Source organism: Marinomonas sp. ATLA20 (genome assembly GCF_057180105.1).
In genome coordinates, this window is sequence record NZ_JBXUKU010000010.1 from 1 (window position 1) to 24,091 (window position 24,091).

Consider the following 24,091-nt stretch of genomic DNA (forward strand, 5'->3'; position numbering starts at 1 on the left):
GTTCTTTTTTGTTCATTTGCATCTACCTATCCTTAATTCTCAATAGAATATGTTGTGATAGGCAGTTACACAAAATTAGTTACAGTCTCTACACGCGCGCTATTTTGCGTTTTATTTTATAGCTCCGCGATGATCTTTCTTTATGCTGCGCATCAGCCAAGTTAGCATTGCGCTGTCGTCTCTTCTGGCGGTGTTTTCTATTTTTCCTAGTCGATGTGCTCGAGTCTTTCCCTGACATTATCCGGATCTCTTTTCTAAGTTATTTTGCAGACAAACAACAATGATAAACAGCATTTTTAAGGTATTGCACAATATTCATTGCTCACAAGTCTTTACTGACGAAGGAAGAGGTAAACCAAGTGTTAGTGAAACCTTATGTCAGAAGTACTAAGCCAAAAAAAGAGTAAGACGTGAAGTTCACGTCTTACTCTAAATAAATCGCCTGGGCACGATTCAATTCTATATTTCAGTTCCAATAGTCTATTTAGCAAACAATGGTATTAGCCAGTTGGCGTGGTTCAATAAGGCGTCGTCTTCGCGCACTTTGCCGATGAGCTGTAACCCCAGCGGTACGCCGTTTTCATCTGTCATGCCTGGTACGTTGATGACGGGCAACCCCATGGCTTGCCAAGGGCGGCTCATGTGCGGTGCGCCGGTGGCAGTGTGGCCTAGCGGGGCGATATCAGGTGCGGCTGGCGCTAAGATAGCATCGGCTTCTGGCGCATAACTCCATAGCCAATCTCGGCAAGCTTGTGTTGCATCCAAAGATGCAATGTAAGCTGCACGATCCATGCCGAGGCCTTGTCCCATCAGGGCCGCTAATGGATCGCTTAGTTGATTTTGATGAAAGGATTCAATTGCTAAGTTGCGGCACACTTCCCACGCCATGATATTAATGTGGTGGTTCACCATGTCTCTTATACGATTGCCAGCGTCCAGTTCGATCACGCTGACTCCTTGCGCTTTAAGTATTTCTATAGCGTTTTGCGTGGCTTCTTCCATCGCCGGAGAGGTATCTCCGACCAAGCTCCCGTGACAAACCAATACGCATTTAGGTGCTGTTGATGCGCTTGATTTAATAGAAGCTGGTTGACGCAACAAGATGGCGCGCAATAGCTGAATATCTTCGACATTACGAGCAAACAAACCTAATGAATCAAGCGATTGCGCCAATGGCTGTCCACCACGCAATGAGAATTCACCACGACTTCCTACGTAACCAATAGCACCACAATAAGCAGCAGGACGAATCACCGAGGCTGCCGTTTGAGAACCCAGCGCCATTGGCACCATGTTGTCGGCAATCGCCGCCGCTGAACCACTAGAAGAACCACCTGGTGTACGTGTTAAGTCAGCAGGATTTTTGGTTTTACCCGGTTTAAAATAAGCAAATTCCGTGGTGACGGTTTTACCCAGCACTATGCCACCCGCAGCACGAATTAAAGCAACACAAGTGGCGTCTTCGACCGGTTGTCGTCCGGCATGAATAGACGAGCCCATTTCCGTCGGCATTTCCTGCGTATCGATGATGTCTTTCACGCCCAATGGCAGACCTTTTAACAAACTGGCATCAAAGAAAGCTTTATCAGCTTGGTAATAAGCGAGATATTCGTCGCGAGAACGTTTTACTTGCCAAGCACCCACGTCTGGTTCTCGAGCTTCAATACAATCAAAACAAGCATGAATAAGTGCTTCGGTGGTGTAAGCTCCCTCTTCTATGGCGCGCAGCATTTGGCACAAGCCCATTTCATTTGAATCATTTTTTGTGTTCATAAACAAACTGCCTACTTGTGTTATAAAAAGAATTAAAACGTCTTATTAGGGGGTAAATAAAGGTGCTCTGAAGTCAGTTCATCGAGTCGCTGAACGCCCATTAAATTTAGACTACGAGACAGCTCTTCTTGCAAAATATCAAGTACTCGTGAGGCACCTATCTGACCGCCCGCAGCCACACCAAATAAAGTTGCTCGTCCAAGCATCACCCCCTGCGCGCCTAGAGCTGTGGCTTTTACTACATCACTGCCGCGACGAATGCCGCTGTCTAGCAATATGTCTATTTCACCACCCACGGCTTCGACAATCGCGGGTAAAGCGTCGATGGAAGACAAAGCGCCATCCAACTGACGACCACCATGATTGCTGACCACTATGCCATCGAATCCCAACTTCACTGCTTGTCTTGCATCATCAGGATGCAATACACCTTTTAGAATCAGTTTGCCGTGCCATTGATCCCTAATCTTGGCGGCTTTTTCCCAATCAAATAAGGTATCAAGCTGATCTTGGATAAATTTCATCGCCCCCAAGGCGCTTTGTTCCTGGGTAGGTAAATAAGGTTTTAAATTACCCATTGTCGGCAAGCCGTAGGGAAACATAACTCGACAAATCCAGTTGGGATGCATCATCACGTTGGCTTTATTGCGCCAGGTTAGCTGACGAGGTCGGGCAAAATTACGTCGATCCCATTCACGATTCCCCACCACGGAGGCATCGGAAGTAATAACTAAGGTACTCACTCCGACCGCTTTGGCACGCGCCAACAAATCATCATTGAACCGCGCATGCTTTAAGCCATAAAGCTGAAACCATAAATCGAGATCCTGAGCGGCTTCACGCACTTGTTTCATGGCAGCGTTCGACACAGTACTTAAACAAAAAGGTATTTTTTTCGCATTAGCGGCTTTCGCCAAGGCAAGATCGGCCTGTGGCCAAAGCATGCCATTAAACCCGGTTGGGCCGATCATCATAGGTAAGGCGCTTGCTGAGCCGACCAAGGAACGAGATAACACTGGAGGATGATTGGCCACCAAGGTATGAGAGGTCAGTCGAGTCTTAGCAAAGTCACTCTCATTACAGAACAAGGTCTGCTCATTTTCGGCTCCACCGGACAAATACTCCCACGCAAAGTCCGGTAATCGATAGCGAGCAAGTGCAGCCATTTCAGCCACACTTTGCACTCTGGAAAGATCTGATCCTTTATAAAACCTACGCATCCTCTCTCCTAAGAAAACAGCTGAGCTTTATAGCGCATGCAATATAGATTGCCTTATATAGATTACTTAGTTAGCGCCACAGACTGCTCATTCAAGCAGTGGTAAGCTCGATTGAAATACACCAAGCCTTGACCATCTACGCCGACTTTTGCGTCTTTCACCCGACAATAAAAAACAGTGTGCGAACCAATTTCATGACTTTCATGGATTTCGCAATCAAAGCTAACCAAGGCTTCATCCAATGCTGGTGCACCCGTTTTTAGCGTTGCCCATTGATGTTTAGCAAAGCGCTCTTCGCTGCTCAAATCACGGCTAGCAAAATCCCAAGAAACGCCTTGGTGATGGCTTTGTAGTACGTTCACACACAACACAGCGTTCTTTTTAAAATGAGGATTAGCAAACGAGTTGCGATTCATACACACCAACAAAGTCGGTGGCTCATCTGTTACGCTGGTAACAGCGGTTGCAGTAAAACCAAAACGTCCTGCTTCACCATCAGTGGTGATCACGGAAACGGCTCCACCCAGCATAGACATGCCATCGCGGAATAATTTTGTATCTATCATGGTATTCTCCTTCCCATGTACGGGAACATTAAATATCGAGGACAAGACGTGGCGACAGTGAACGAGAACAACACAGGGTAATCTGGTCGTTGTCTTCTTTCTCTTCTTCCGTCAAGTAAACATCGCGATGCTCTGGCGTACCTTCAAGGACATCACAAAGACAGGTTCCACATGTGCCCTGTTCACAGGAAACTTTCACTTTTACGCCGGCGGCTTTTAGTGCGTCGGCAATGCTTTCGTTTTCGCCAACTTGCACCGTGACGCCACTTTGCTCGGCGAACACCTCAAAACTCGCACCGCCAGTTTCAATTTCCACATTAAAAAACTCTTTGTGTACGTTGCTATCAGGCATACCGAGATTTTTTGCAGTGCTGATCACCCAATCCATAAATCCGTTTGGACCACAAACATAAAGATGAGTGTCTGCATCAACGCCTTTCAAAACGGCTTCTAAATCCAAACGTTGGTCTTCAGAATCAAAATGCATGTCAACATGCTTGGTAAAAGAGCAAGCCGCTAATTCATCAAGGAAGCCACTTGTTTCACGAGAGCGACTGCAATAATGCAACTCAAACGCTTTGTTTTCCGCCTTTAAGGAATACGCCATGGCAATCATTGGCGTGATCCCGATGCCACCGCCGATCAAGATAGAACGCTTAGCGCTCGCTTCTAATGGAAAATGGTTACGCGGAACACCAATGGTTAGCTCTGTGCCTTCTTGCAAATTAAGATGAGCAGCAATAGACCCGCCACGTGAGTTAGGATCTTTTAAGATGCCTAAGCGATAAGCACTGGTGTCTGCCGGGTCACTACACAGCGAATATTGACGAATCAAGTCATCAGTTAAATGCACATCAACATGCGCGCCGGCTTCAAACGCTGGCAATGCCTCACCATTGAGACTCGCAAGCTCTAAAGCAATCACACCGTCAGTGTGGTTTTCTCGTTTACGAACAACTACTTTCAATAATGTTTCAGACATTCAACTCTCCTCCCGACCCAAGCCTAAGTCGGGGCCTTAGTTCACAGATACAATGGTTCACAAATACAATGGCTCACAGACATAACTCAAATAAAACTCGATAAGCAGACTACGCGGCTTAACGCATAAACAAACCGCCATTGACATCCCACGTTGTTCCTGTGGTGAAGTAGGCTTCTGGACGAGCAAATTGCACGACCACATCGCCAATAAAGTCGGCATCACCTAATCGGCCAACTGGAATAGCACCCAGCAGGGTTGGCAAACGATCTTCTGGCACCAAAGCGGTCACCATTGGCGAATCAATCGGGCCAGGTGCAATGGCATTCACCGTCACCCCTTTGCTAGCAAGCTCTTTGGCAAAGACTTTTGTTACCGTCAAAATACCGCCTTTCGAAGCGGCATAATGAGCACCTGTTGAAGTGCCGCCATTTTGCCCAGCCAAAGATGCCATATTGATGATGCGGCCATAACCTTGTTCAGCCATGTATTTGCCCATCACCTGACAGCCAACAAACACGCCACCAAGATTGATATTCACCACCTCATTAAACTCTTCTGGGGAAATATCCATAACTGGCGTCGCTTTCGTTACCGCGGCGTTATTAACCAACACATGCAATGCACCAAACTCAGCCACGGCAAATTTCAATGCGTCTTCGAAATCCGTTTTCTTTGCGACATTTAACCCGCAAGCAATGGCGTTTTTCCCCTCAGGATCAAGAGAAAGCGCGGCTTTTGTAGCCGCTTCGGCATTTGCATCGGTCAATACCACACGAAAACCCGCCGCAAATAAGCGCGATGCGATATGAAACCCTAGCCCTTGCGCAGCACCGGTTACCAGTGCCACGTTTGATTGTGTAGATTGAGACATTTTTTCGCCCTCTTTTTGAGTCATGAAAGACCGTTAAAAGATGAAACTTACCGTACGTAAGAAGCCATCAGCATGCATAAGCTTGACCACCTTACGATCGATCACAAAGCCGTCAGCCGTTGGCTTTAAGCGATACTCTAAGTCTGCTGGATACGTCACTAAGTTGCCGTGACGCAATTCGTTCAATGTCATGGCACAGCGCACAACAAGGTAGTCGGCAGTTTCTTCCAAGATACGCACACGCGATACCATACGAACGGTGCCACTGACTGAACCCGCCGACACAGACTCACCACTTTCCAAGCGTGCCACTCGCATACGACGCATACCCGCATCATCTAATGCTAGGTTCAGCGTATTTTCGTAGTCTGTTTCATTGTTATCAGTCGGCACAATGTATAAGCCTTTTGTATCCCAAAGTGACAACCATGTTTGATATTCTTGGTGATCTAGCAAATCAGCTTCATACCAAATAAATGCCGTTGCCTTGTTAAGCAAATCCATGTTTATCGTCATCTTATTTCTCCCCTTCGGCGGCCATCATTTGCTTGTATTTCTGATAAGCACCACGCATTCCTGTTTCTGAACACACCGCTCCAGCTACATTGCCATCTTTTGATGTATGCAAGTTACCCATTCCGCGGTTAACCAAAATCCAGCCATCTTTACCAGCCATCGATCCTTTTTGAACTCGCTCCCACGCCTCACCATCATCTGGCGTTCCGAAGCCCATTGGCCCTTGGAAGTGTTCGTGCAGACGCATGCGTTTGCGGTTAAATGATACTGGTGCACCTTCACCACCAATGGCGACGTGTTGAATCTCCGTTAAGCTCACACTCACTGGACGCAAAACCCGGAAAAACGCCATCGAACAAGATACATTCGGGAATAAATTCAAGTTAAAACCAGTACCATGCGCAGCACGAACAAGACGTTTAACCTGCTCTTCATCTTGACCTTCATCACGTAATGCCTGAGCAAGTTCTTCAAAGCGCTCAGGAATCGGTTGATCCAAATCCGCTTCTAAATCTACTAAGTCAGGAATCATCACCATCACGCTATGGCCATGACCTAAATCTTCTACAAAACCGTCACCATCGAGGAAGTCAAAAATATCAGCAGTGGCATCGTCCAACGAACTAATGAATGACTTATGAATGATGGGGAAATGGTAGGCATCTGTGGTGTTTTCGAGCTGAATTTTCCAGTTGCCCGGGAAGTTAAAACGATGCTCGCCCAAGACTTTCAATGGATAACCACCACCTTGCTTAATAAACAAGTCGATCCATTTTTTCGCGCCGCCCAAGAAATCTTCTAGTGGCTCAATGTCGCTCTTAAAGGTCGCAAAAACCAAGCCTTGATACGATTCATGGCGTAGGCTTTCTAATGGCAAGTCATTTTTATCGATAACACCTTCGTATTCTTCAGGTTTTGGTATTGCACGCAAACCACCATCTAAACCATAACCCCAGCCGTGATACGGACAAGTGAAGGCTTTCGTTTTGCCTTTACGACCTTCACACACGGTTGCACCACGGTGACGACAGCGGTTAAGCAAAACATGCAGATTCATTTTACGGTCACGGCTTAAAATAACCGGATGACGACCAACGAAGGCGGTTTTGAAGCTGCCCGCTTCTGGCACTTCGCTTTCATGACCAATGAAAATCCAGGTGTTTTGGAATACTTTGTCTAATTCTTCTTCAAAGATTTCTGGGTCTGAATATAACGCTTTGTGAACGCGACCCTCTTCGACCATATCCGCCGCTTTTAGACTGATATTTTGCAACTCAATTAATTCACTCATCTTTTTTCTCTCTTTAATCTTTTAGACATCGACCCTTTCGCTTTCGTGTCAGCTTGTTTATTTAGGAACGGGCAATGTCGCATCATCATTCCAATCGGATACTGGGCGACTAAACAGATTCTCGGTTTCAAAATGTGCCATTCGCCACACACCGCCATCACGTCGAAACGACACACTCAAACGCGCACTGTTCAGATGAGAGCCACCAGCGCTAAAGCTCGAAACTTGAATCATGTTCCAACTGCCGGATGCCTTGTCGCCATCCACACGAATCACTTCGGATGACAGGTAATGCACGTTCAACGAAAAGTGCGCAGGCTCAACGGTGTATTTCGCTAGCATTGAAACAATGGCATCACGGCCTTGATAACCACCAAAGCTTTTCGCATAACGAGCGCCTTTGCCTTCCCACTTAGCATCTTCGGTAAATAGATCACCCAATTCATCTAATGGTGTCGCTGGATTCAGGTGATCACACAGATCCATGTAGCGATTGATACAAGCACGAATCGCTCGGTCACTTTCTAAAGTATCAATTCGCGCCAATATAGTTTCTAGCTCGCTCGTGTCCTTCATACTTGTGTCCTTCATATTCATCGTCAGGTCTTAGGCGCGCTGAACAATCAGCTCACGACCAATACGCGATTCGATTTTCACATAGCGCCAAAGTTTGTATGGCGTATCGCCAACCGCTGTCGTACGCAACAAATTGCAGCACGCAACTACTGTGTCGTAATCCTTCACATCAGCCAAAAGATAGGTTGTCCAAGGGTAGCCAGCAGAAGGACCAACCATGCTTTGGTCGTCATCCATATTGCCGATTACTTCAACGCCATCCATGTCATGAATACCATTCCACATTGCGCCAAATGCCGCCCAAACATCCAATTGCTCTTCGCGCGCTGCGTCCATAAAGTTTTGGTTAATTCCCATGCAAAACAGTACGCGTAATGGTTTTTTATCGCTCATAATTCATTTCTCCAATAATCAAAAATTCGTCTAAAAATAGGCTAAATCAAGCTAATTTCTTATAAATAACCTGGTAATGGTTTTTGTCCAAAAAATATGGCACCGGCATTTTGCCAAGTAATGTCACCCATAAAAGCGTGCTGAGTAACAACTTGCGCATCGTTAACAAAACGCGACAACGGGCTGGCTTTGTAAACGCCCGTCATGCCAGATAACATTTGAACCTTACGCGCGACTTCAGCGGATACACGAGAAGCATGCGTCGATGAAAGGCGTAATAAATTGATTTGTTGAACAGACAAAGATTCGTTCTTTTCTAACGTCTGCCAAGCATCATTAATGGATTCGTAGAAGAAGCAACGCGCAGCGCGTAAATCGGCGTCGGCTTTGGCAACTTCCGCTTGAGTAAGGGGACGCTCGCCAATATTTGGAGCGCCAGTGATCGAAGCCCGGCCTGCAGCCATGGCCTGAAGTTCATCAAGCGCCGCTCGTGCTACACCTAAACCAACCACAGAAAGAACTTGAGTCGCAAAAGAAAGAGAAGGATAACGGAACATTGTCTCGTCTAGGTTAGAAGCACCTCCGCGAACAAAGGTCCACTTTTCTGCCACATCCACATTATTAACAACTAAGTCATGGCTGCCTGTTCCAGCAAGGCCAACTACGTCCCAGTTTTTCTTCACTTCTGCTTTACTTGCTGGCATCACCGCCATACGAGGAAGCTCTAATTTTTCACCTTCTTTTGGTGCGATACCAACGCCGACCACATCAGCGCCCATGCAACCACTAGAAAAACTCCAACGACCTTTTACACAAAAACCATCGGCTATTTTTTCAGCAGGCTGAGGCGGAAAAATGCCACCAGCAAACACCACATCTGGTGATTTGGCATATACCATTTTTAGCGTATCTATTGGCAAGGCTGATAAGTACACAACACCCATACCAAAGCTGGCTACCCAACCGGCAGAACCATCTGCTTTAGAGATCTCTTCAATCACTTCACAAAACTGAGCCGCGGTTATTTCATCGCCACCAAGACGCTTTGGAACCAGCGCGCGGTAAATACCTAAACTGCGAAATTGCTCGATGATGTCCTGACTAATAAATTGCTGATCATCGAATTCGCTATTGCGAGCACGAGTTCTAATGTCGCTCATCAATTTTCCAAACGCCTCACTTCCTAAAGCATCAAAAACAGATGCCGAGGCTTTTTCTTGGTAAGACGTAACCGTGTTCTTCAGACTCATAATTAGCTCCTCTAATGCAGATTTAGTTACCGACTCACTAGGGATGAGTGAACTGTTCAAATGAAGATTTTTCAGCGTTTTTACTGCATTAATAAAAAGACTAAAAATTTTCGCTCCCACCATCGAACAACATCAAAAACACATCGCCTAACGTCTTGGTTTGCATCACTCAAAAACATTAAATAAATGTATAAAGAATGCTAATAAGGTCGTACTAATTACTTTACTTGTCAACTAAATTTTCAAGTTAAGGATCAATAAAAAAATAGATCGAAAAACAAACAATAAGGATTGTTTATATTTCAAATAAAAACAAAAAACTATATAACACATTGTTTAATATGAATTAATTATAAAAACCAACTACATAAAAACCACCTATAAAACACATTAAAAATGCCAAATAAAATTCAAGAAAAAAATAAATATGCACAAAAGGCATTTTTTTAAATCTTTTTTATTTGTTTTTTTATATTGTTTTTTTCAAAAAACAATGGCAGGCTAACTTCGAATTAAGGTATATAAATGCATAAAACCAATAAAAACAAATGGAAGAATAAAACCTGCCTAAGAGATGCCAAACGATCTCTAAGCGATAGAAAGCGCTGTAAAAAATTACATAGTGTTAACTACATACAGGAAAATCTTATGACACCTAAAAGAGTAATATCTGCTTTATTTCTAAGTTCTTCGCTACTCGCACCGTTAGCAAATGCTGACATTAAAATTGGCGTAGTCACTTCCAGCACTGGGCCTATCGCCTTAGTGGGCATCCCTCAAAAAAATACCGTTGCACTACTCCCCACCTCCGCCGGAGGCGAAAAAATCTCCTATATTTCACTCGATGACGGAAGCGACCCAACCGCCACAGTTAAAGCATTCAAAAAGCTAATTGACGAAGAACATGTCGATGCAATCATAGGGCCAAGCGGTTCAGGCAACGCAATGGGCGTTATTCAATTCGCGGCAGAATCAGGCACTCCAATGCTGGCTCCAGTTGGAACCGCAGCCGTTGTATTGCCAATGACAGAAAAAAAGAAATGGGTTTTTAAAACCACACAGAATGACGATCTAATTGCCGAAGCATTAGTCGAACAAATGAAATCAACCGGCATTAAAACCATTGGCCTCATCGGGACTGCAGATCCATACGGTGAAAACTGGGCCAAGGTAATGAAAGACCTTACCCAAAAAGCCGGCATTCAAATTGTGGCGAGCGAGCAATTTCAACGGCAAGACACCTCCATGACAGGCCAAAGCTTAAAAATACTCATGGCCAGCCCAGATGCCGTTTTAATTGCCGCACCTGGAAGCTCTTCAGTAATGCCGCAAACCACTCTTAAAGACCAAGGCTACAGCGGCAAAATCTACCAAACTCATGGCGCAGCACTAGATGCTTTTCTTCGACTTGGCGGCAAAACGGTTGAAGGCACCATCTTAGCAGCAAGCTCCATGCTGGTTTTAGATGAAGTACCTAACAGCCCTTCCAAAGAAATAGCCACAAAGTACATCACAGACTACAAAAAACTCTACAGCGAAACACCTGCCACCTTTGGTGGTAACGTTCTAGATGCCGGATTACTCCTTCAAAACGCCATCCCAAGCGCACTAAAATCAGGCAAACCAGGCTCAGCAGAATTCCGCAGTGCACTCCGCGACGCACTGGAAAAGACCAAAGAAATGCCAGCAACACAAGGCGTTTACAACATGACAGCCGAAGACCACAGCGGCTTTGACGAACGCGGCCGCGTGCTGATCACAGTCAAAAATGGCAAGTGGGTACTACTAAAATAATACCTCTCAACTTGGGGTGGGCACACACACAACCTTCACCCACCCCAACGAGAACATAATTATAAATTTTGCGGCCACGAAGTCACAAAATCGATGAGAACAAAAGGAATCACACTAAATGAACTTTCAGATCGCCACACTTCTTGGACAGGATGGCCTAACCAATGGGGCTATTTATGCCCTATTGGCCCTGTCTATTTTGCTGGTTTTTACGGTCACCCGAATCCTGCTTATTCCACTAGGCGAGTTCGTGACCTTTGGCGCCCTAACGATGGCCGCCATGCAAATGGGTAAAGCCCCAAAATTAGAATGGCTCCTACTCGGTCTTGTTTTAATCGATTGCGCCTTAGATTTGTATCAACAAATCAAACATCGCATCGATCGAAACAAGATGAAAAAAATAGCCCTTAAACTCGGCTATGCCTTAGTAATGATAGGCTTGATAAACAATCTATCTTTGTCAGAAATCCCCATGGCTTGCCAAGTTTTACTAACGCTTTGCCTAATCGTGCCACTTGGCCCAATCATGTATCGTTTGTTTTTCCAACCTCTTGCAGATGCACCTGCACTGGTTTTATTGATTGTATCCATTGCACTTCATGTCTCCATGGTAGGCGTCGGTCTATTATTGTTTGGACCTGAAGGTGCTCGCACACAACCGTTTTCGGACAATGGTTTCCGCTTAGGCGCCGTGATGCTGAAGAGCCAAACGCTATGGGTTATTCTGGTTTCTATTTTCCTCATTGTGACCTTGTTTCTCGCTTTTGAACGCACACTTTACGGCAAGGCCCTTCGCGCCACGGCAGTAAACCGAATGGGGGCTCGCTTGCAGGGTATTTCACCCGTGTTTGCAGGCAAGGCGACTTTCGCTCTAGCAGCTTTTATCGGCAGTGCGTCGGGTATTTTAATTGCCCCAATCACCACACTTTATTATGACTCCGGCTTTATCATCAGCCTCAAAGGCTTCGTCGGTGCCATTATTGGCGGCCTTGTCAGCTACCCAATTGCAGCTATTGGTGCCGTTGCGGTTGGTATGATCGAAGCTTTTTCCATGTTTTGGGCCAGTAATTACAAAGAAATCATCGTTTTCACCCTGATTATTCCATTCCTAATCTGGCGCTCGATGAACAGCCATCATGTAGAGGATGACGAATAAATGAAATCGCGTAATTTAATTATTTTTGGCTTAGTCGTACTTGCCATTGCACCTCAAGTGCTACCGACATTTCAGGTCACCCTACTTAACTATATCGGCCTATATGCATTAGTCGTACTTGGCTTAGTACTGCTCACCGGCGTTGGCGGCATGACCAGCTTTGGTCAAGCGGCTTTTGTTGGGCTTGGTGCTTATTCCACAGCCTACCTAACCACCACAGAACAATTACCAAGTTGGCTAGCCTGGTCGGCAGGATCACCTTGGATCGGGCTGGTTATTGGCTTGCTATTAACCGCTGCTGTTGCCTTATTTCTTGGCGCACTCACCCTTAAATTGTCAGGTCACTATTTGCCATTAGGTACCATTGCTTGGGGCATTTCTCTGTATTACCTGTTTGGCACCATGAGCTCTATGGGCGGACATACTGGGATTAGCGGCTTACCTTCTTTAAGTTTGTTTGGCGTTCTTCTCGATAAAGGGGAAAAGATTTATTACTTAATTTGGGCGATTCTAATGTTAGCGGTCTGGATTACCAGCAACCTACTAAATTCCCGTGAAGGTCGCGCCATTCGAGCACTAAAAGGCGGTCAATTAATGGCAGAATCCATGGGCGTAAATACCTTTCGCTCAAAAATGGTTATTTTCTTGATCTCCGCTCTGTTTGCCGCGGTTTCAGGCTGGCTTTATGCTCATACGCAACGCTTTGTAAACCCAACACCTTTTGGCCTTAGCATGGGTATTGATTATCTATTTATGGCACTAATTGGTGGGGTTGGTAGCGTCTGGGGGGCATTACTTGGTGCTGGCATCCTGACCATGATTAAACAATGGCTACAAGACTGGCTACCTCTTATTATGGGTGGAAACGGTCAGTACGAATCCATTGTTTTGGGCCTATTAATTATCTTCATGATGCAGCGCTCACCCGGTGGAATTTGGCCTTTATTGGTGAAATTTGCTCCAGCATCATGGCGTAATCAAGACAATATAAAGATAAACCCATCTGCCGCAGAACTATCACGTCGTGAACTACCACAAAAAGGCAAATTAGTTTTAGAAGCTTGCAATGTCACGCGTCGCTTTGGTGGTCTAATTGCCAATAATGAGATGAACCTTCAACTACACGCAGGCGAAGCACTTGCTCTCATCGGACCAAACGGCGCTGGCAAAAGCACCATGTTCAATCAACTGTCTGCCGTTGATACACCAAGCGATGGCGAAGTACTCTTTTTGAATCAAAGCCTAAGGGGCAAAAGTTCTCGCCAAGTTGCTCAAATGGGCATGAGCCGCACCTTTCAACATGTAAAACTGCTAACTTCCATGACGGTGTTAGAAAACGTCGCACTAGGCGCACACATGCGTGGCGACAAGGGCATCATCAGCTCAGCATTTCACCTTGAACGCAACGAAGAGCAGCTCCTACTCAAAGAAGCGCAATTTCAGCTTGAACGCGTTGGATTAGGCGAACACCTTTATACCGAAGCAGGCAGCCTGTCTCTTGGGCAGCAACGCATACTTGAAATCGCTCGCGCACTTTGCGCCGACCCATGTGTATTACTGCTAGATGAACCGGCAGCAGGGCTTCGCCACCAAGAAAAACAAGCGCTAGCAGAACTACTCAAGAAGCTTCGCGAAGAAGGCTTGGCTATTCTCTTGGTTGAGCACGACATGGACTTTGTTATGAACCTTGCTGATCGAATTGTGGTGATGGAATTTGGTGAAAAAATTGCCGAAGGCTTACCAGAGGAAATTCAAACCAACCCTGCTGTTTTAGAAGCCTACTTGGGAGGTGCCGAATAATGACGCAAGCTACAGACAAAAATCTACTCGACGTCAGCGGCCTTCGTGTTGCTTATGGCAAAGTGGAAGCACTAACTGGTATCGATCTAACCTTGAAAGAAGGGAAACTGGTGACTGTTATCGGTCCAAATGGTGCGGGCAAAACCACATTACTGTCCGCCATCATGGGAATCTTACCTTCCAAAGGCACCATTCACTTTAACGGTAAAGACTTCATCAGCCCAGATGTTGAAACCCTGGTTGGCCATGGGCTTGGCTTAGTTCCCGAAAAGCGCGAATTATTTTCTACCATGACAGTTCAGGACAATCTATTGCTAGGTGCGTTTCAACGCTATCGCCGTGGTGATAAGAGCTACGACCAAACCTTGAGCGAAATTTACAGCCTTTTCCCTCGTTTATGGGAACGACGCCAACAGCAAGCTGGCACGTTATCAGGCGGAGAACGTCAAATGCTTGCCATTGGTCGCGCCATGATGAGCAAACCAAAACTCTTGATGCTAGACGAGCCTAGCCTTGGGCTAGCGCCATTAATTACGCGAGAGATTTTTCGTATTTTTGCAGATTTACGCCGTCAAGGTGTCTCCATACTTCTGGTGGAACAAAACGCGCGCGCAGCACTAAAAGTTGCAGATTACGCCTATGTTCTTGAAGGTGGGCAGGTAGCAATGCAAGGCCCTGCTGCAGAGCTTGCCAATGACCCTAAAGTCATAGAGGCCTATCTTGGCCTAGCCAGCAAACACCAAGAATTACTTTCTAGCTAAGACACCCAACAACACTAAGTAAACAGGCAAGAAACTTATTACAAAACACGAGAAAGCGCTCTTTTTAGAGCCTTTCTCATTTTCAAATGGAAAAATTGATTATGAATATTTGTATCGCAGGAGCTGGCGCTATTGGATGCACATTAGCCGCTCGCCTAGCAAAATCAGGCCAAACCGTGAATGTTCTTGCTAGAGGAACCACCCTCGAAACCATTCAAAAAAAAGGCATTCATCTCACCGACATAGACGGTGAGCATAAGGTCACAGTTAACGCTTCCGATTCAGCAAAAGCACTTGGCCCACAAGATATTATTTTCATCTGCACCAAGGCACCCGCCTTGCCTACCATGCTTAAACTCATTGCTCCCATGCTGCATGAAAAGACAATTGTCATTCCTGTTGTGAACGGCATTCCATGGTGGTATTTCCAAGGCATTGAAGGACGTTTTTCTGGCGATAGCATTCAAGCCATTGACCCTGAAGGGTCAGTCAGTAAATTACTTCCTCATAATCACCTAATTGGCTGCGTGGTATTTATTACCGCATTTAGAAACTCACCAGGTGTCGTCACTTCAACCAATCCACACCTCATCGTACTTGGCGAAATAAATCACCAAATGAGCGAACGACTCGAACAAGTTCGCAAAGTAATTGAAGACGCAGGCATAGAAGCCCGTGCTACTGATAATATTCGCGATCAGATATGGACTAAAGTGGCGGCCAACATCACCTCTAACCCACTTTCAGTTGTCACCAAAGGTACGTTAGATCAACTTTATGCCGATGATCGCCTAAAGCCTCTTGTTCGCAGAATGCTCGACGAAGTTCTACTCATTGCCGCCGCCTATGGCGCACGAATTCGCTTTGATCCACATACTTTTATGGAGCTTGGTGCAGGCATGGGCGCTGTCAAAACCTCTATGCTACAAGACTACGAAGCTGGCCAACCTTTAGAGCTCGACGCTATCGGCTATTCGGTATTAGAGCTGGCAAACAAGTTAGACATCCCGATGATCGCCACACAAAACCTGTTGGATTTAACTCAATTTATTGCGGCACAACCACAAACTCAAAAGCAACTTTAAAATTAACAACACATAAAACAACAAACACCATAAAAGGAACACAAATGAGCAACCCAGTGAACCGCCCAACCCACATTAGCGAAGAAGAATGGGCTCTTCGCGTTAAATTAGCTCACTGCTACCACCTAATAGACTTTTTTGGCTGGACCGAGACCATTTTCAACCACATTTCCGCACGTCTTCCCCACATCGAAGGCGAGTATCTGGTTAATCCATTTGGTCTTAATTACACAGAAATCACTCCAGAAAATTTGATCAAGGTTGATGTCAACGGCCACAAACTGGATGACTCGCCATATGATGGCAATCCTGCTGGCTTCGCTCTTCACGGGGCCATTCATGCCGCACGAGAAGACGTACACTGCGTGATCCACACGCATACCAATGAAGTCTCAGCAATTGCGATGAAAAAACAGGGCTTCACTCACGATAGTTTTTACGGTGCACAACTTTATGGCCGCGTTGGCTACCACGCATTTGAAGGCATCACTCTATTTGATGATGAAAAAGGCCGTATGCTTGAAAGCCTCGGACAAAAGCACATTCTTGTATTACGAAATCACGGTATTGCAGTTGGCGAATTTGACATAGAACGTACTTTTTTCCTTTTATGGACAGCACAGCGCGCTGCTGAAATTCAAGTCACCTCTGGTACACTTGGCGGTGAAAATGTATTACTGGAACAAAGTATTCGCGAAAAATGCGCAGATTTAACTCAAATGCTAATTAAAGATAGCGGCTTTGCAGATAAATTCTACAACGCCATGGTTCGCAAAATGGAAGCTGAAAAAGGCCCTTGCTGGTAGCCACTCCCCAAAAATAGCCACCCTTATAACCAACCTTGGCTAACTTTGAGGGTGGCCATTCAATAAACACGCCCTTGTTTTTTTTGTTGAAAGTGAGAATCATTACTGATATAAATACTTGACGTTTCAATTGACTAAAAAGGTCTTTTTTTGTACATTTCATCACTTATAAAAAGCAAGGATTTTTAATGACCAGCAAACCTAGAGCTCCACGAAGTCAACGATATAATCCTGCAAGTGAAGATTTCCACAAAGAAGACTTTCCCTTTTACTGGCTAAATCAAGTCCATGGTCGCTATAGTGTCGCTGTTGAAAAAGCGCTAAAAAAAGTTAATCTTGACATACCAAGATGGCGAATTCTGTTTACTTTAAAGGAAGAAGGTACCTGCAGCGTTTCACAAATCGCAGTACACGCTATCGCCAAACTCCCTACCGTGACAAAAATCATCCAACGCATGAAACAAGATGGTCTTGTAGACACAAGAGTAAGAGGCGACGACGGCCGTGTTACCGAAGTCATGCTTACTCAAAAAGGTATCAACGCAGTTGAAGACATTCGCTTTATCACCAAAGATCTATTCAAACAAAGCTTTAAAGGAATGACCGAAGCAAAAATCAAAAGGCTTAACAAACTACTGGAAGAGCTATTCCACAATTTACCTGAACACTACAACTAAAAGCAGTAACACTTCAGTCAAACCACAAACATATCCTTTTTAACGCACCAAAGTTAGTTTGAACGAGACTTTCGCTCAAACTCGGTGCGTTTTTATGTCTTTTTAATTAATCAATTAAAAAAACATCACATCCCCAAAAAAGTAATTTTTTTACCAAAATTAACTAACTTTGAGAAATTAAAAAAAAAAAACAAACAACTGATAAATATAAGTTTTATTTACAATCATGTTGATTTCAAGTCATAAAAACACACCTCCCTACATCAAAATAGATTCATAGATCCACTCAAATATAGTTTGGCATAATACTTGAAAGCATGAACATTTACTTGAACATTCAATTAAAAATGTGTTTCCATAAAAATGCATTATGGCTCTTCCACAAAAGAGGCAAATTAAAGTTCAAATAAAAATTATCGCGGATCAAACCGCTAAATGCAGCTCAAACTATTTCTAGATAGCGAGCACCTACGAGGACACTCCAATGCCTTATAAACCATTAGTTAGTGCGTTTTTATCATCAATAGCCATTATTGGATCCATGGGAGCAACCGCTTCCTCGGTTCGTCTAGACATCCAAAGTGCTTGGCCACTTACACTACCTGCCAGTGGGCAGAGCGCCCAGCACCTAGCTAACAGGATCAAAACAACCTCAGAAGATATTAAAGTAAAACTATACTCTGCTGGGAAATTGGTTCCACCACTAGAAATCTTTGATGCCGTTCAGCAAGGAACACTAGACGCAGGCTACACTTCACCTTTATACGTAGCTGGACGATTCCCTGCTTTACAACTTTTTGGTGGCGTTCCATTTGGACCATCAGCAATAGAGTATTTAGATTGGATTTATAATGGTGGCGGTTTAGAAATTTGGCGTGATATCTATGCCAAGCAAGGCGTTGTAACAATTCCATGCGGTCTAATGGATGCGGAAGCTGGCGGCTGGTACAACTTTGAAATCAATAGTACTGATGATTTAAAAGGCAAGAAAATCCGCTTTGCTGGGCTGGCAGGCGAAGTCATGAAAAAAGCCGGCGCATCTGTTGTTCTACTTGGCGGTGGAGATATTTATCCTAATCTAGAACGTGGTGTCATAGATGGAACCGAGTTCTCTATGCCAGCGATTGACGCAGCTATGGGCTTCGAAAAAGTAGCTAAATATTACTATCTACCTGGCTGGCACCAACCTGCCGCTATCAATGAACTAATCATCAACAAACGCAAATGGGATTCTATGAGTGCAGCACAACAAGGACTGATCGAAGACACTTGTCGAGAAACTCAATTATGGACAGTCTCTTCCACCACGATAGCCAATGCCGATGCTATTAATAAATTCAAAACTGCCGGCACTCAAATTAAAACCTTCCCTCCTGCCGTGCTTGCTGCCTTTAAAAAAGGTACAGACGAAGTAATGAATGAAGAAGCAAATAAAGATGCAGATTTCAAACGTACTTTAGATTCTCTCAATAGCTACCGTAAAAAAGTGTCTCTGTGGACAGAATATAAAGGCAATTAATATCCAATAAAACCGAGAAGTGCATGACGTATTTCTCGGTTTTATTCTTTAACGTCTACTCTACCGCCTTACACAACCGGAGCTATTTTTGATGTACACCATAAACTCCATTGCGGACAAAATCGAAGCACTTTCCGTTACTGTTGGCAAAGCTGGTTCACTTATTCTGCCCATTTTAATTCTCACCATCTTGATAAATGTGATATTGCGCTACGTTTTCAATATCGGCTTGGTTGAACTAGAAGAAGTACAATGGCATCTAAACGCCATCGCTGTTATGTCCTGCTTAGCATATACCTACCAAGCGGATGAACACATTCGTGTCGATATTTTTCATAGTCGCTTCAGCCCTAAACGTCGCGCATGGGTCGAGATTCTTGGCATATTATTTTTATTTTCCCCTTATACCATTCTAGTTGCATGGCACGCTTGGGAAATCACTAGCTATTCTTGGTCTCTACGTGAAGGCTCCCCAATGCCTTCTGGATTGCCGGCTCGCTATATCATCAAAGGTGTAATGGCTCTCGGTTTGAGCCTTTTAGCACTGCAAGGCGTTGCGATTCTTTTCCGAAACATTGCTTTTTTGATTCAACCCAACGAGGTATCCGCCTCATCAATGCCTGCGAAAAAGGGGGCTCACCATGAATGAGTTATTTGTTTTTTTACTATTTTCAACCTTCATGCTCATTCTGTTTTCAGGGTTCCCTGTTGCCTTTGTTTTAGGCGGTGTCGGCGTATTATTTGCCACTTTGGGAAGTGTCCTTGTATCTTTTGATATCTATGACGTAGCAGAATTACGCACAATAGGCTTTGTCGCCAACAGAACGTTTTCAACCATTTCCAGCTACTCTCTAATCCCCATGTCGATGTTTATCTTTATGGGATACATGCTTGATCGCTCTGGTATTGCCGAGCGACTAATTGAAGCAATGCGTCGCGTTTTAGGTAAAACACCTGGTGGATTAGCTATCGCTGTAGTTCTGATCGGTGTTGTGCTTGCAGCATCTACTGGCATTATTGGTGCGTCAGTCGTTCTGCTTTCCACTATTGCACTGCCCACTATGTTTAAGGCAGGTTATGCGAAATGGATCAGTGCAGGCACAGTTGGAGCAACAGGCTGTCTTGGTATTCTTGTTCCACCTTCTATTATGCTGGTTGTGATGGGCGACCAATTACGCATTCCTGTTGGCGACCTTTTTATGGGCGCAATCATACCGGGATTATTGCTGGCCACCAGCTTCGTACTTTTTATCTTTATTTATGCCCTGATTAAACCTTCTACCATGCCAAAAATCGTCTTCGATGAAGAAAGCGGTGTAAGCAAATTTGATATTATTCGAGATATTTCTAAAGCCCTGTTCGCTCCGCTGGTCTTGGTTTTGGCGGTATTGGGTTCCATCATTGCGGGTATCGCTTCCCCTACGGAAGCTTCTGGAATTGGCGCTGCAGGGGCAACCTTTTTAGCTTGGAGTTCAGGCCGATTAAAATGGCACGATTTGCGCTTTGTCTGTTACCAAACAGGTCGATCTGTCGCTTTCTTATACGCATTGATCTTTGGCGCATCCTGTTTTTCTGTGGTGTTACGTGGTTACGGCGGCGATGAAGTGATTGAAAATGCCCTTCATGCTTTGCCACTCAGCCCAGAAGGCGTGTTGATCTGTGTGATTTTAATCATCTTTTTATTAGGCTTTTTCTTAGACTGGATGGAAATCGTCTTAATCGTCGCACCTCTGGTGATGCCAGTTTTAGTGAATTTTGGCTTCGATCCTGTTTGGGTCGCGATTCTTATGGCGTTATGTCTGCAAACTTCCTTTTTGACACCGCCCGTTGGCATGGCGTTGTTCTACATAAGAAACGCAGCAAGTGACATCAGCATGTCTGAAATATACAAAGGCGCAATCCCGTTCGTACTACTGCAATTACTGATACTTGCCATCGTTGCTCTTTACCCGTCATTGGTTACTTGGCTACCGAACTAAGCACTCACAACCTTCCTCCATCACGAGGAAGGTTACTTCTTTGTAATCAGTTGCTATAAACTCATCCACTGTAGCCAATGCATGAGTGCCGTAGAAAACCGCGCCCCCCCTCTCCCGTCATGAGTGCAACAGTGATGGTTTCAAACAGTTCTTCCCTAGTAGCGTCAGCACTAACTTACAGGTTTGCCATGAGTATTGATAGATTCATCATATTTCACTTGAACTGCCAACCTAACCTTTTCCATGCAAGCCTTTTGCAGCAACATAAAACAACAAGGCAATGAAGCAAGACGATACAAAAAAAGCAGGCACTGTTACCTCAAACATGGCAATCGCACTTTCTACGCGCTGCTCTTCATGAAGATAAGGGGTTGCTTGTGTGACAAAGGAATAATTGTAAATTAAAAAATTCACCACAAAATTCAATGTAACCAAGGAAAAATAAATAACGTATTTTTTCATTTCAAAGCTTCTCTAACTCTATCAAGCCGTCCACTCGCGGTTTTGCAACACCACTCGATAGCCGTCTATGTCTTCAAAGGTTTTGCCGACGTCATCCCAGTAGTCGTTGTAGGCTTTTACATGCACAAAACCTGCGGCCAACATCTGTTCGCAGCATTCTTTCCATATTTTCGAATCGGTGAAATAGAAGATGAGTAAGTTATCTTGCGTTGGCGCTTTGCCGACAGTGGTACCTTTGTGATGAGTAAACTCTAGATGATAGTTATGCTGTTCGTGACCGACAATTGAGCCATCAAAGCCATTGTGACCCTCAAAGCGACCCAGCAGTTTAAAACCAAGGCCGTTAACATACATGTCGGTGATTTTAGCTAGGTTGTCTGTTGGTCTAGCGACACGCATTTTAGCTGTCTTGGGGATCATGAGAAACTCCAGATTCTTGGTTGGTTTATAGTTTAACGCCAAGAAATTTCGGAGGAATACAACTCTCTGTTTAGCCTGTCTTCCTTGACGGTTTATTAAACTAACGCTAAACAGTGATGAAAGCTCATTGTGCGGATCAATCGCAGCAATAAACTTTATTTATACAGCATTTCGCTACGCATTGGCGCGAGTACTTTAAGCACTTGGTTCTGCTGAGGGTAAGTTAAACCGGCTTTTTTCATGGCGCTTACCAACAAATCGACGGTTAAATTAAAGTCAGATTCATTGATGTTTTGACCCTGATGTACTCTCAACATGGTGTCACCCGTGTAAGTACAAGGGCCGCCCGTATTCACACAAATATGCTCGATGAACTTTTCACGAAATCGAGTGATATTGGTTTTTTCAAAATAGCGATAAATAGTTTCATTGAAACTAATTTCATTAATGAAGTTATCGGTAATCGCTTCAACGGTGGGCGCTCCACCAATTTCATCGTATAAGCTTTGTGGTGCTTTGTTTGGTGCTGCACATGCAACCAAGAATACACTAACCGAAAGAAACGCTGCTTTTACTAGGTTTACCATAAGTACCCCGTCATGGATAAATAAATGCCTTTTTGATCTTTCTTAGTCGCAATCGTACCTAAGTCTGCATAGGCTGCGGTGAAATTAACGTTTTTGTTCGGCATGTAGCTTACAAAGATATCTTTCCAATCATCTTCTTCCACACTCGATAGATTGCTTGGCTTTTGGCGATATTCCATGCCCACCACCCAGTTAGGCGATAGCAATAAGCCCACACTGCCTTCCATCATGACTTGGTAATCGTTGTTATCAGGTCCGCCAAAACCCAACAAGCCCATCTCATTGGCCTTAGTGGCGCGAGCGGTGATATTCCATACAAGGTTATAACCAGCAACCGCACCTAAATGCACTTTGGTAGCAGCAACATAAAAATCCGTACCACTGTCATCTTTTGCGCCTAGATAAGACGCCACAAAATCACTATCTAGTTGCTTATGCTGCAAACCAACACTGATTTGAGGATAAGCAGAATACACAGCATCGCCATATAAACGCACTTTTACACCGACAACATCTTGCTGAATTTGTTCAGAGCTTAGGCTCAATCCTGTAATCAAAGACGCAGGCAAAACAAATGTCTGTTGGGCGTAACTAAGTTCAACTCTATCGTAAAAACTGGTTGCCACACCAATGGAACTCAAGCGATAGTCAGTGACGTTTACATCGGTAATAAAAAACGAAGCAGCGGTTTCGTCACGGCTATCGTAACCCGCTAAGGTTGCCCACGGCACCAGTCCCCCGCCACCACTTCCTTCAACCTGTGAAAGCCCTGCTGTTGCAAGAATTTTACCGTCAGCCGCGATACCAGATGAACCCCATAAGGCAAGGCTACTCAGAACCGCTATTTTGATCATATTTTTATTCATTACATTCCTGCCCAACATTTAATCTGGATCACTTTGACCATTTCTTCTTGCCAAACCCTTGGTGCATCGAGTGGTCCATTGTCTCAATAGGAGGCAAAAGCTCCAATGAGACACTTTGCTCTATATCACTTGATATAGTGATCTCTTTAACAGCGTTCACACCTTCAATAAATCGTTCACTCCACAAAGACACTGAATCACCGCTTTTAGCAGGAATGCGCACTTTACCGTCTTTGTCTGTTTTCAGTGCAAAGGTATTATCAGCAACGATAATGTAACCAATCATGTCATCATGTATGTTACATCCGAGCACCACGAGACCGGCTTTATCAAACAAGATCGGGGCAATTTCGGTGCCTTTATAAAGCTTAATTTCAAAGGTTTTTGGCTGAGAAAAGCTATAAACGTGATGACGAATATCATCACTATTAGGAAAGCTAACGTATTGGCCTTTCTGTACAACTAATACTCGCGGCACAAAAGACTCATCGATCTGATCCATTACAGCAACCGCACTTGGCGTACTTACCGCATTATTAGATACAATAACCACAGCATCAGATACAGGAAGGTTATCTTGATCCAAAACGGTCAGCGTCATTTCAGCCCACGCATTTGGTAGGGTTAAACAAAACAGTAGAGCAAGCAAATGACGCATATTCTTTCCTTTTAATTAATCGGCTTTTGATTTAGCCACTTTAGTTTTAATATCATTACAGCAAATGAAAGCTAGATCAT

General features: G+C 44.5%; 25 protein-coding genes. 10 read left to right on the forward strand and 15 right to left on the reverse strand.

The window, feature by feature from the left end; translation table 11 throughout:
- Positions 1-480: 480 nt before the first annotated feature.
- From AC2A4J_RS15520 to AC2A4J_RS15565, 10 genes are all read right to left on the reverse strand, one after another.
- Positions 481-1,773: an amidase gene (locus tag AC2A4J_RS15520; RefSeq protein ID WP_484176670.1), complete on the reverse strand. Its 1,293-nt coding sequence runs from the start codon at positions 1,771-1,773 to the stop codon at positions 481-483.
- A 32-nt stretch (positions 1,774-1,805) separates the two neighbouring features.
- The gene (locus tag AC2A4J_RS15525; RefSeq protein WP_484176671.1) at positions 1,806-2,993 is read right to left on the reverse strand and encodes an alpha-hydroxy acid oxidase; all 1,188 of its coding nucleotides are present in this window, start codon (positions 2,991-2,993) and stop codon (positions 1,806-1,808) included.
- A gap of 62 nt (positions 2,994-3,055) precedes the next feature.
- A complete protein-coding gene (locus tag AC2A4J_RS15530; RefSeq protein WP_484176672.1) occupies positions 3,056-3,559 on the reverse strand; it encodes a flavin reductase in 504 nt (167 codons plus the stop codon).
- A 28-nt stretch (positions 3,560-3,587) separates the two neighbouring features.
- Positions 3,588-4,541, reverse strand: coding sequence for a PDR/VanB family oxidoreductase (locus AC2A4J_RS15535; protein ID WP_484176673.1), 954 nt, complete (start codon positions 4,539-4,541; stop codon positions 3,588-3,590).
- Positions 4,542-4,659: 118 nt separating this feature from the next.
- Positions 4,660-5,415: an SDR family NAD(P)-dependent oxidoreductase gene (locus AC2A4J_RS15540; RefSeq protein WP_484176674.1), complete on the reverse strand. Its 756-nt coding sequence runs from the start codon at positions 5,413-5,415 to the stop codon at positions 4,660-4,662.
- 33 nt (positions 5,416-5,448) lie between these two features.
- The gene (locus AC2A4J_RS15545; protein ID WP_484176675.1) at positions 5,449-5,931 is read right to left on the reverse strand and encodes an aromatic-ring-hydroxylating dioxygenase subunit beta; all 483 of its coding nucleotides are present in this window, start codon (positions 5,929-5,931) and stop codon (positions 5,449-5,451) included.
- Between the two features lies 1 nt (position 5,932).
- Positions 5,933-7,222 carry an aromatic ring-hydroxylating oxygenase subunit alpha gene (locus AC2A4J_RS15550; protein WP_484176676.1) on the reverse strand — a complete coding sequence of 430 codons (1,290 nt, stop codon included), beginning with the start codon at positions 7,220-7,222 and terminating at the stop codon, positions 5,933-5,935.
- A 57-nt stretch (positions 7,223-7,279) separates the two neighbouring features.
- The gene (locus tag AC2A4J_RS15555) at positions 7,280-7,798 is read right to left on the reverse strand and encodes a nuclear transport factor 2 family protein (RefSeq protein WP_484176677.1); all 519 of its coding nucleotides are present in this window, start codon (positions 7,796-7,798) and stop codon (positions 7,280-7,282) included.
- 30 nt (positions 7,799-7,828) lie between these two features.
- Positions 7,829-8,191, reverse strand: coding sequence for a hypothetical protein (locus tag AC2A4J_RS15560; RefSeq protein ID WP_012069527.1), 363 nt, complete (start codon positions 8,189-8,191; stop codon positions 7,829-7,831).
- A gap of 59 nt (positions 8,192-8,250) precedes the next feature.
- A complete protein-coding gene (locus tag AC2A4J_RS15565) occupies positions 8,251-9,441 on the reverse strand; it encodes an acyl-CoA dehydrogenase family protein (RefSeq protein ID WP_484176678.1) in 1,191 nt (396 codons plus the stop codon).
- Positions 9,442-10,089: 648 nt separating this feature from the next.
- Between AC2A4J_RS15565 and AC2A4J_RS15570 the strand changes: the two genes are divergently transcribed.
- The 10 genes from AC2A4J_RS15570 (at position 10,090) to AC2A4J_RS15615 (ending at position 21,018) form a co-directional block, all read left to right on the forward strand.
- Positions 10,090-11,235: an ABC transporter substrate-binding protein gene (locus AC2A4J_RS15570; protein ID WP_484176679.1), complete on the forward strand. Its 1,146-nt coding sequence runs from the start codon at positions 10,090-10,092 to the stop codon at positions 11,233-11,235.
- 118 nt (positions 11,236-11,353) lie between these two features.
- Positions 11,354-12,391, forward strand: a complete 1,038-nt coding sequence (locus AC2A4J_RS15575; RefSeq protein ID WP_484176680.1) for a branched-chain amino acid ABC transporter permease — start codon at positions 11,354-11,356, stop codon at positions 12,389-12,391.
- A complete protein-coding gene (locus tag AC2A4J_RS15580; protein WP_484176681.1) occupies positions 12,392-14,191 on the forward strand; it encodes a branched-chain amino acid ABC transporter ATP-binding protein/permease in 1,800 nt (599 codons plus the stop codon).
- Positions 14,191-14,952: an ABC transporter ATP-binding protein gene (locus tag AC2A4J_RS15585; RefSeq protein ID WP_484176682.1), complete on the forward strand. Its 762-nt coding sequence runs from the start codon at positions 14,191-14,193 to the stop codon at positions 14,950-14,952. Before AC2A4J_RS15580 ends, AC2A4J_RS15585 begins: the two co-directional genes overlap by 1 nt.
- A 101-nt stretch (positions 14,953-15,053) precedes the next feature.
- Positions 15,054-16,037: a ketopantoate reductase family protein gene (locus AC2A4J_RS15590; RefSeq protein ID WP_484176683.1), complete on the forward strand. Its 984-nt coding sequence runs from the start codon at positions 15,054-15,056 to the stop codon at positions 16,035-16,037.
- A gap of 44 nt (positions 16,038-16,081) precedes the next feature.
- Positions 16,082-16,843: a class II aldolase/adducin family protein gene (locus AC2A4J_RS15595; protein WP_484176684.1), complete on the forward strand. Its 762-nt coding sequence runs from the start codon at positions 16,082-16,084 to the stop codon at positions 16,841-16,843.
- A gap of 188 nt (positions 16,844-17,031) precedes the next feature.
- Entirely contained in the window at positions 17,032-17,520 is a 489-nt protein-coding gene (locus AC2A4J_RS15600) for a MarR family winged helix-turn-helix transcriptional regulator (RefSeq protein ID WP_484176685.1), read from the forward strand.
- Positions 17,521-18,004: 484 nt separating this feature from the next.
- On the forward strand, positions 18,005-19,039 hold the full coding sequence (locus tag AC2A4J_RS15605) for a TRAP transporter substrate-binding protein (protein ID WP_484176686.1): 1,035 nt from the start codon (positions 18,005-18,007) through the stop codon (positions 19,037-19,039).
- Between the two features lie 91 nt (positions 19,040-19,130).
- Entirely contained in the window at positions 19,131-19,688 is a 558-nt protein-coding gene (locus tag AC2A4J_RS15610; RefSeq protein ID WP_484176687.1) for a TRAP transporter small permease subunit, read from the forward strand.
- Positions 19,681-21,018, forward strand: coding sequence for a TRAP transporter large permease (locus tag AC2A4J_RS15615; RefSeq protein WP_484176688.1), 1,338 nt, complete (start codon positions 19,681-19,683; stop codon positions 21,016-21,018). Before AC2A4J_RS15610 ends, AC2A4J_RS15615 begins: the two co-directional genes overlap by 8 nt.
- Positions 21,019-21,249: 231 nt before the next feature.
- On the opposite strand, the gene AC2A4J_RS15620 is transcribed toward AC2A4J_RS15615, so the two are convergent.
- From AC2A4J_RS15620 to AC2A4J_RS15640, 5 genes are all read right to left on the reverse strand, one after another.
- Positions 21,250-21,480, reverse strand: coding sequence for a hypothetical protein (locus AC2A4J_RS15620; RefSeq protein ID WP_484176689.1), 231 nt, complete (start codon positions 21,478-21,480; stop codon positions 21,250-21,252).
- A 21-nt stretch (positions 21,481-21,501) separates the two neighbouring features.
- Positions 21,502-21,900 (reverse strand): VOC family protein, encoded by a 399-nt coding sequence (locus AC2A4J_RS15625; protein ID WP_255828768.1) that lies wholly within the window; start codon positions 21,898-21,900, stop codon positions 21,502-21,504.
- Between the two features lie 155 nt (positions 21,901-22,055).
- Positions 22,056-22,487: a group I truncated hemoglobin gene (locus AC2A4J_RS15630; protein WP_255828767.1), complete on the reverse strand. Its 432-nt coding sequence runs from the start codon at positions 22,485-22,487 to the stop codon at positions 22,056-22,058.
- Positions 22,481-23,353 (reverse strand): DUF3034 family protein, encoded by an 873-nt coding sequence (locus AC2A4J_RS15635; RefSeq protein ID WP_484176690.1) that lies wholly within the window; start codon positions 23,351-23,353, stop codon positions 22,481-22,483. Before AC2A4J_RS15635 ends, AC2A4J_RS15630 begins: the two co-directional genes overlap by 7 nt.
- A 28-nt stretch (positions 23,354-23,381) precedes the next feature.
- The gene (locus AC2A4J_RS15640) at positions 23,382-24,011 is read right to left on the reverse strand and encodes a methylamine utilization protein (protein WP_484176691.1); all 630 of its coding nucleotides are present in this window, start codon (positions 24,009-24,011) and stop codon (positions 23,382-23,384) included.
- Positions 24,012-24,091 lie beyond the last annotated feature (80 nt).

What these genes read in the sequence shown, in the direction of transcription:
- AC2A4J_RS15595 (WP_484176684.1), top strand. Translation starts at nt 16,082, where the DNA reads ATGAGCAACCCAGTGAACCGCCCAACCCACATTAGCGAAGAAGAATGG.
- AC2A4J_RS15600 (WP_484176685.1), top strand. Translation starts at nt 17,032, where the DNA reads ATGACCAGCAAACCTAGAGCTCCACGAAGTCAACGATATAATCCTGCA.
- AC2A4J_RS15635 (WP_484176690.1), bottom strand. Translation starts at nt 23,353, where the DNA reads ATGAATAAAAATATGATCAAAATAGCGGTTCTGAGTAGCCTTGCCTTA.
- AC2A4J_RS15565 (WP_484176678.1), bottom strand. Translation starts at nt 9,441, where the DNA reads ATGAGTCTGAAGAACACGGTTACGTCTTACCAAGAAAAAGCCTCGGCA.
- AC2A4J_RS15620 (WP_484176689.1), bottom strand. Translation starts at nt 21,480, where the DNA reads ATGAAAAAATACGTTATTTATTTTTCCTTGGTTACATTGAATTTTGTG.
- AC2A4J_RS15610 (WP_484176687.1), top strand. Translation starts at nt 19,131, where the DNA reads ATGTACACCATAAACTCCATTGCGGACAAAATCGAAGCACTTTCCGTT.
- AC2A4J_RS15590 (WP_484176683.1), top strand. Translation starts at nt 15,054, where the DNA reads ATGAATATTTGTATCGCAGGAGCTGGCGCTATTGGATGCACATTAGCC.
- AC2A4J_RS15545 (WP_484176675.1), bottom strand. Translation starts at nt 5,931, where the DNA reads ATGACGATAAACATGGATTTGCTTAACAAGGCAACGGCATTTATTTGG.
- AC2A4J_RS15555 (WP_484176677.1), bottom strand. Translation starts at nt 7,798, where the DNA reads ATGAAGGACACGAGCGAGCTAGAAACTATATTGGCGCGAATTGATACT.
- AC2A4J_RS15575 (WP_484176680.1), top strand. Translation starts at nt 11,354, where the DNA reads ATGAACTTTCAGATCGCCACACTTCTTGGACAGGATGGCCTAACCAAT.
- AC2A4J_RS15605 (WP_484176686.1), top strand. Translation starts at nt 18,005, where the DNA reads ATGCCTTATAAACCATTAGTTAGTGCGTTTTTATCATCAATAGCCATT.
- AC2A4J_RS15550 (WP_484176676.1), bottom strand. Translation starts at nt 7,222, where the DNA reads ATGAGTGAATTAATTGAGTTGCAAAATATCAGTCTAAAAGCGGCGGAT.
- AC2A4J_RS15640 (WP_484176691.1), bottom strand. Translation starts at nt 24,011, where the DNA reads ATGCGTCATTTGCTTGCTCTACTGTTTTGTTTAACCCTACCAAATGCG.
- AC2A4J_RS15540 (WP_484176674.1), bottom strand. Translation starts at nt 5,415, where the DNA reads ATGTCTCAATCTACACAATCAAACGTGGCACTGGTAACCGGTGCTGCG.
- AC2A4J_RS15530 (WP_484176672.1), bottom strand. Translation starts at nt 3,559, where the DNA reads ATGATAGATACAAAATTATTCCGCGATGGCATGTCTATGCTGGGTGGA.
- AC2A4J_RS15625 (WP_255828768.1), bottom strand. Translation starts at nt 21,900, where the DNA reads ATGATCCCCAAGACAGCTAAAATGCGTGTCGCTAGACCAACAGACAAC.
- AC2A4J_RS15535 (WP_484176673.1), bottom strand. Translation starts at nt 4,541, where the DNA reads ATGTCTGAAACATTATTGAAAGTAGTTGTTCGTAAACGAGAAAACCAC.
- AC2A4J_RS15630 (WP_255828767.1), bottom strand. Translation starts at nt 22,487, where the DNA reads ATGGTAAACCTAGTAAAAGCAGCGTTTCTTTCGGTTAGTGTATTCTTG.
- AC2A4J_RS15580 (WP_484176681.1), top strand. Translation starts at nt 12,392, where the DNA reads ATGAAATCGCGTAATTTAATTATTTTTGGCTTAGTCGTACTTGCCATT.
- AC2A4J_RS15520 (WP_484176670.1), bottom strand. Translation starts at nt 1,773, where the DNA reads ATGAACACAAAAAATGATTCAAATGAAATGGGCTTGTGCCAAATGCTG.
- AC2A4J_RS15525 (WP_484176671.1), bottom strand. Translation starts at nt 2,993, where the DNA reads ATGCGTAGGTTTTATAAAGGATCAGATCTTTCCAGAGTGCAAAGTGTG.
- AC2A4J_RS15570 (WP_484176679.1), top strand. Translation starts at nt 10,090, where the DNA reads ATGACACCTAAAAGAGTAATATCTGCTTTATTTCTAAGTTCTTCGCTA.
- AC2A4J_RS15560 (WP_012069527.1), bottom strand. Translation starts at nt 8,191, where the DNA reads ATGAGCGATAAAAAACCATTACGCGTACTGTTTTGCATGGGAATTAAC.
- AC2A4J_RS15615 (WP_484176688.1), top strand. Translation starts at nt 19,681, where the DNA reads ATGAATGAGTTATTTGTTTTTTTACTATTTTCAACCTTCATGCTCATT.
- AC2A4J_RS15585 (WP_484176682.1), top strand. Translation starts at nt 14,191, where the DNA reads ATGACGCAAGCTACAGACAAAAATCTACTCGACGTCAGCGGCCTTCGT.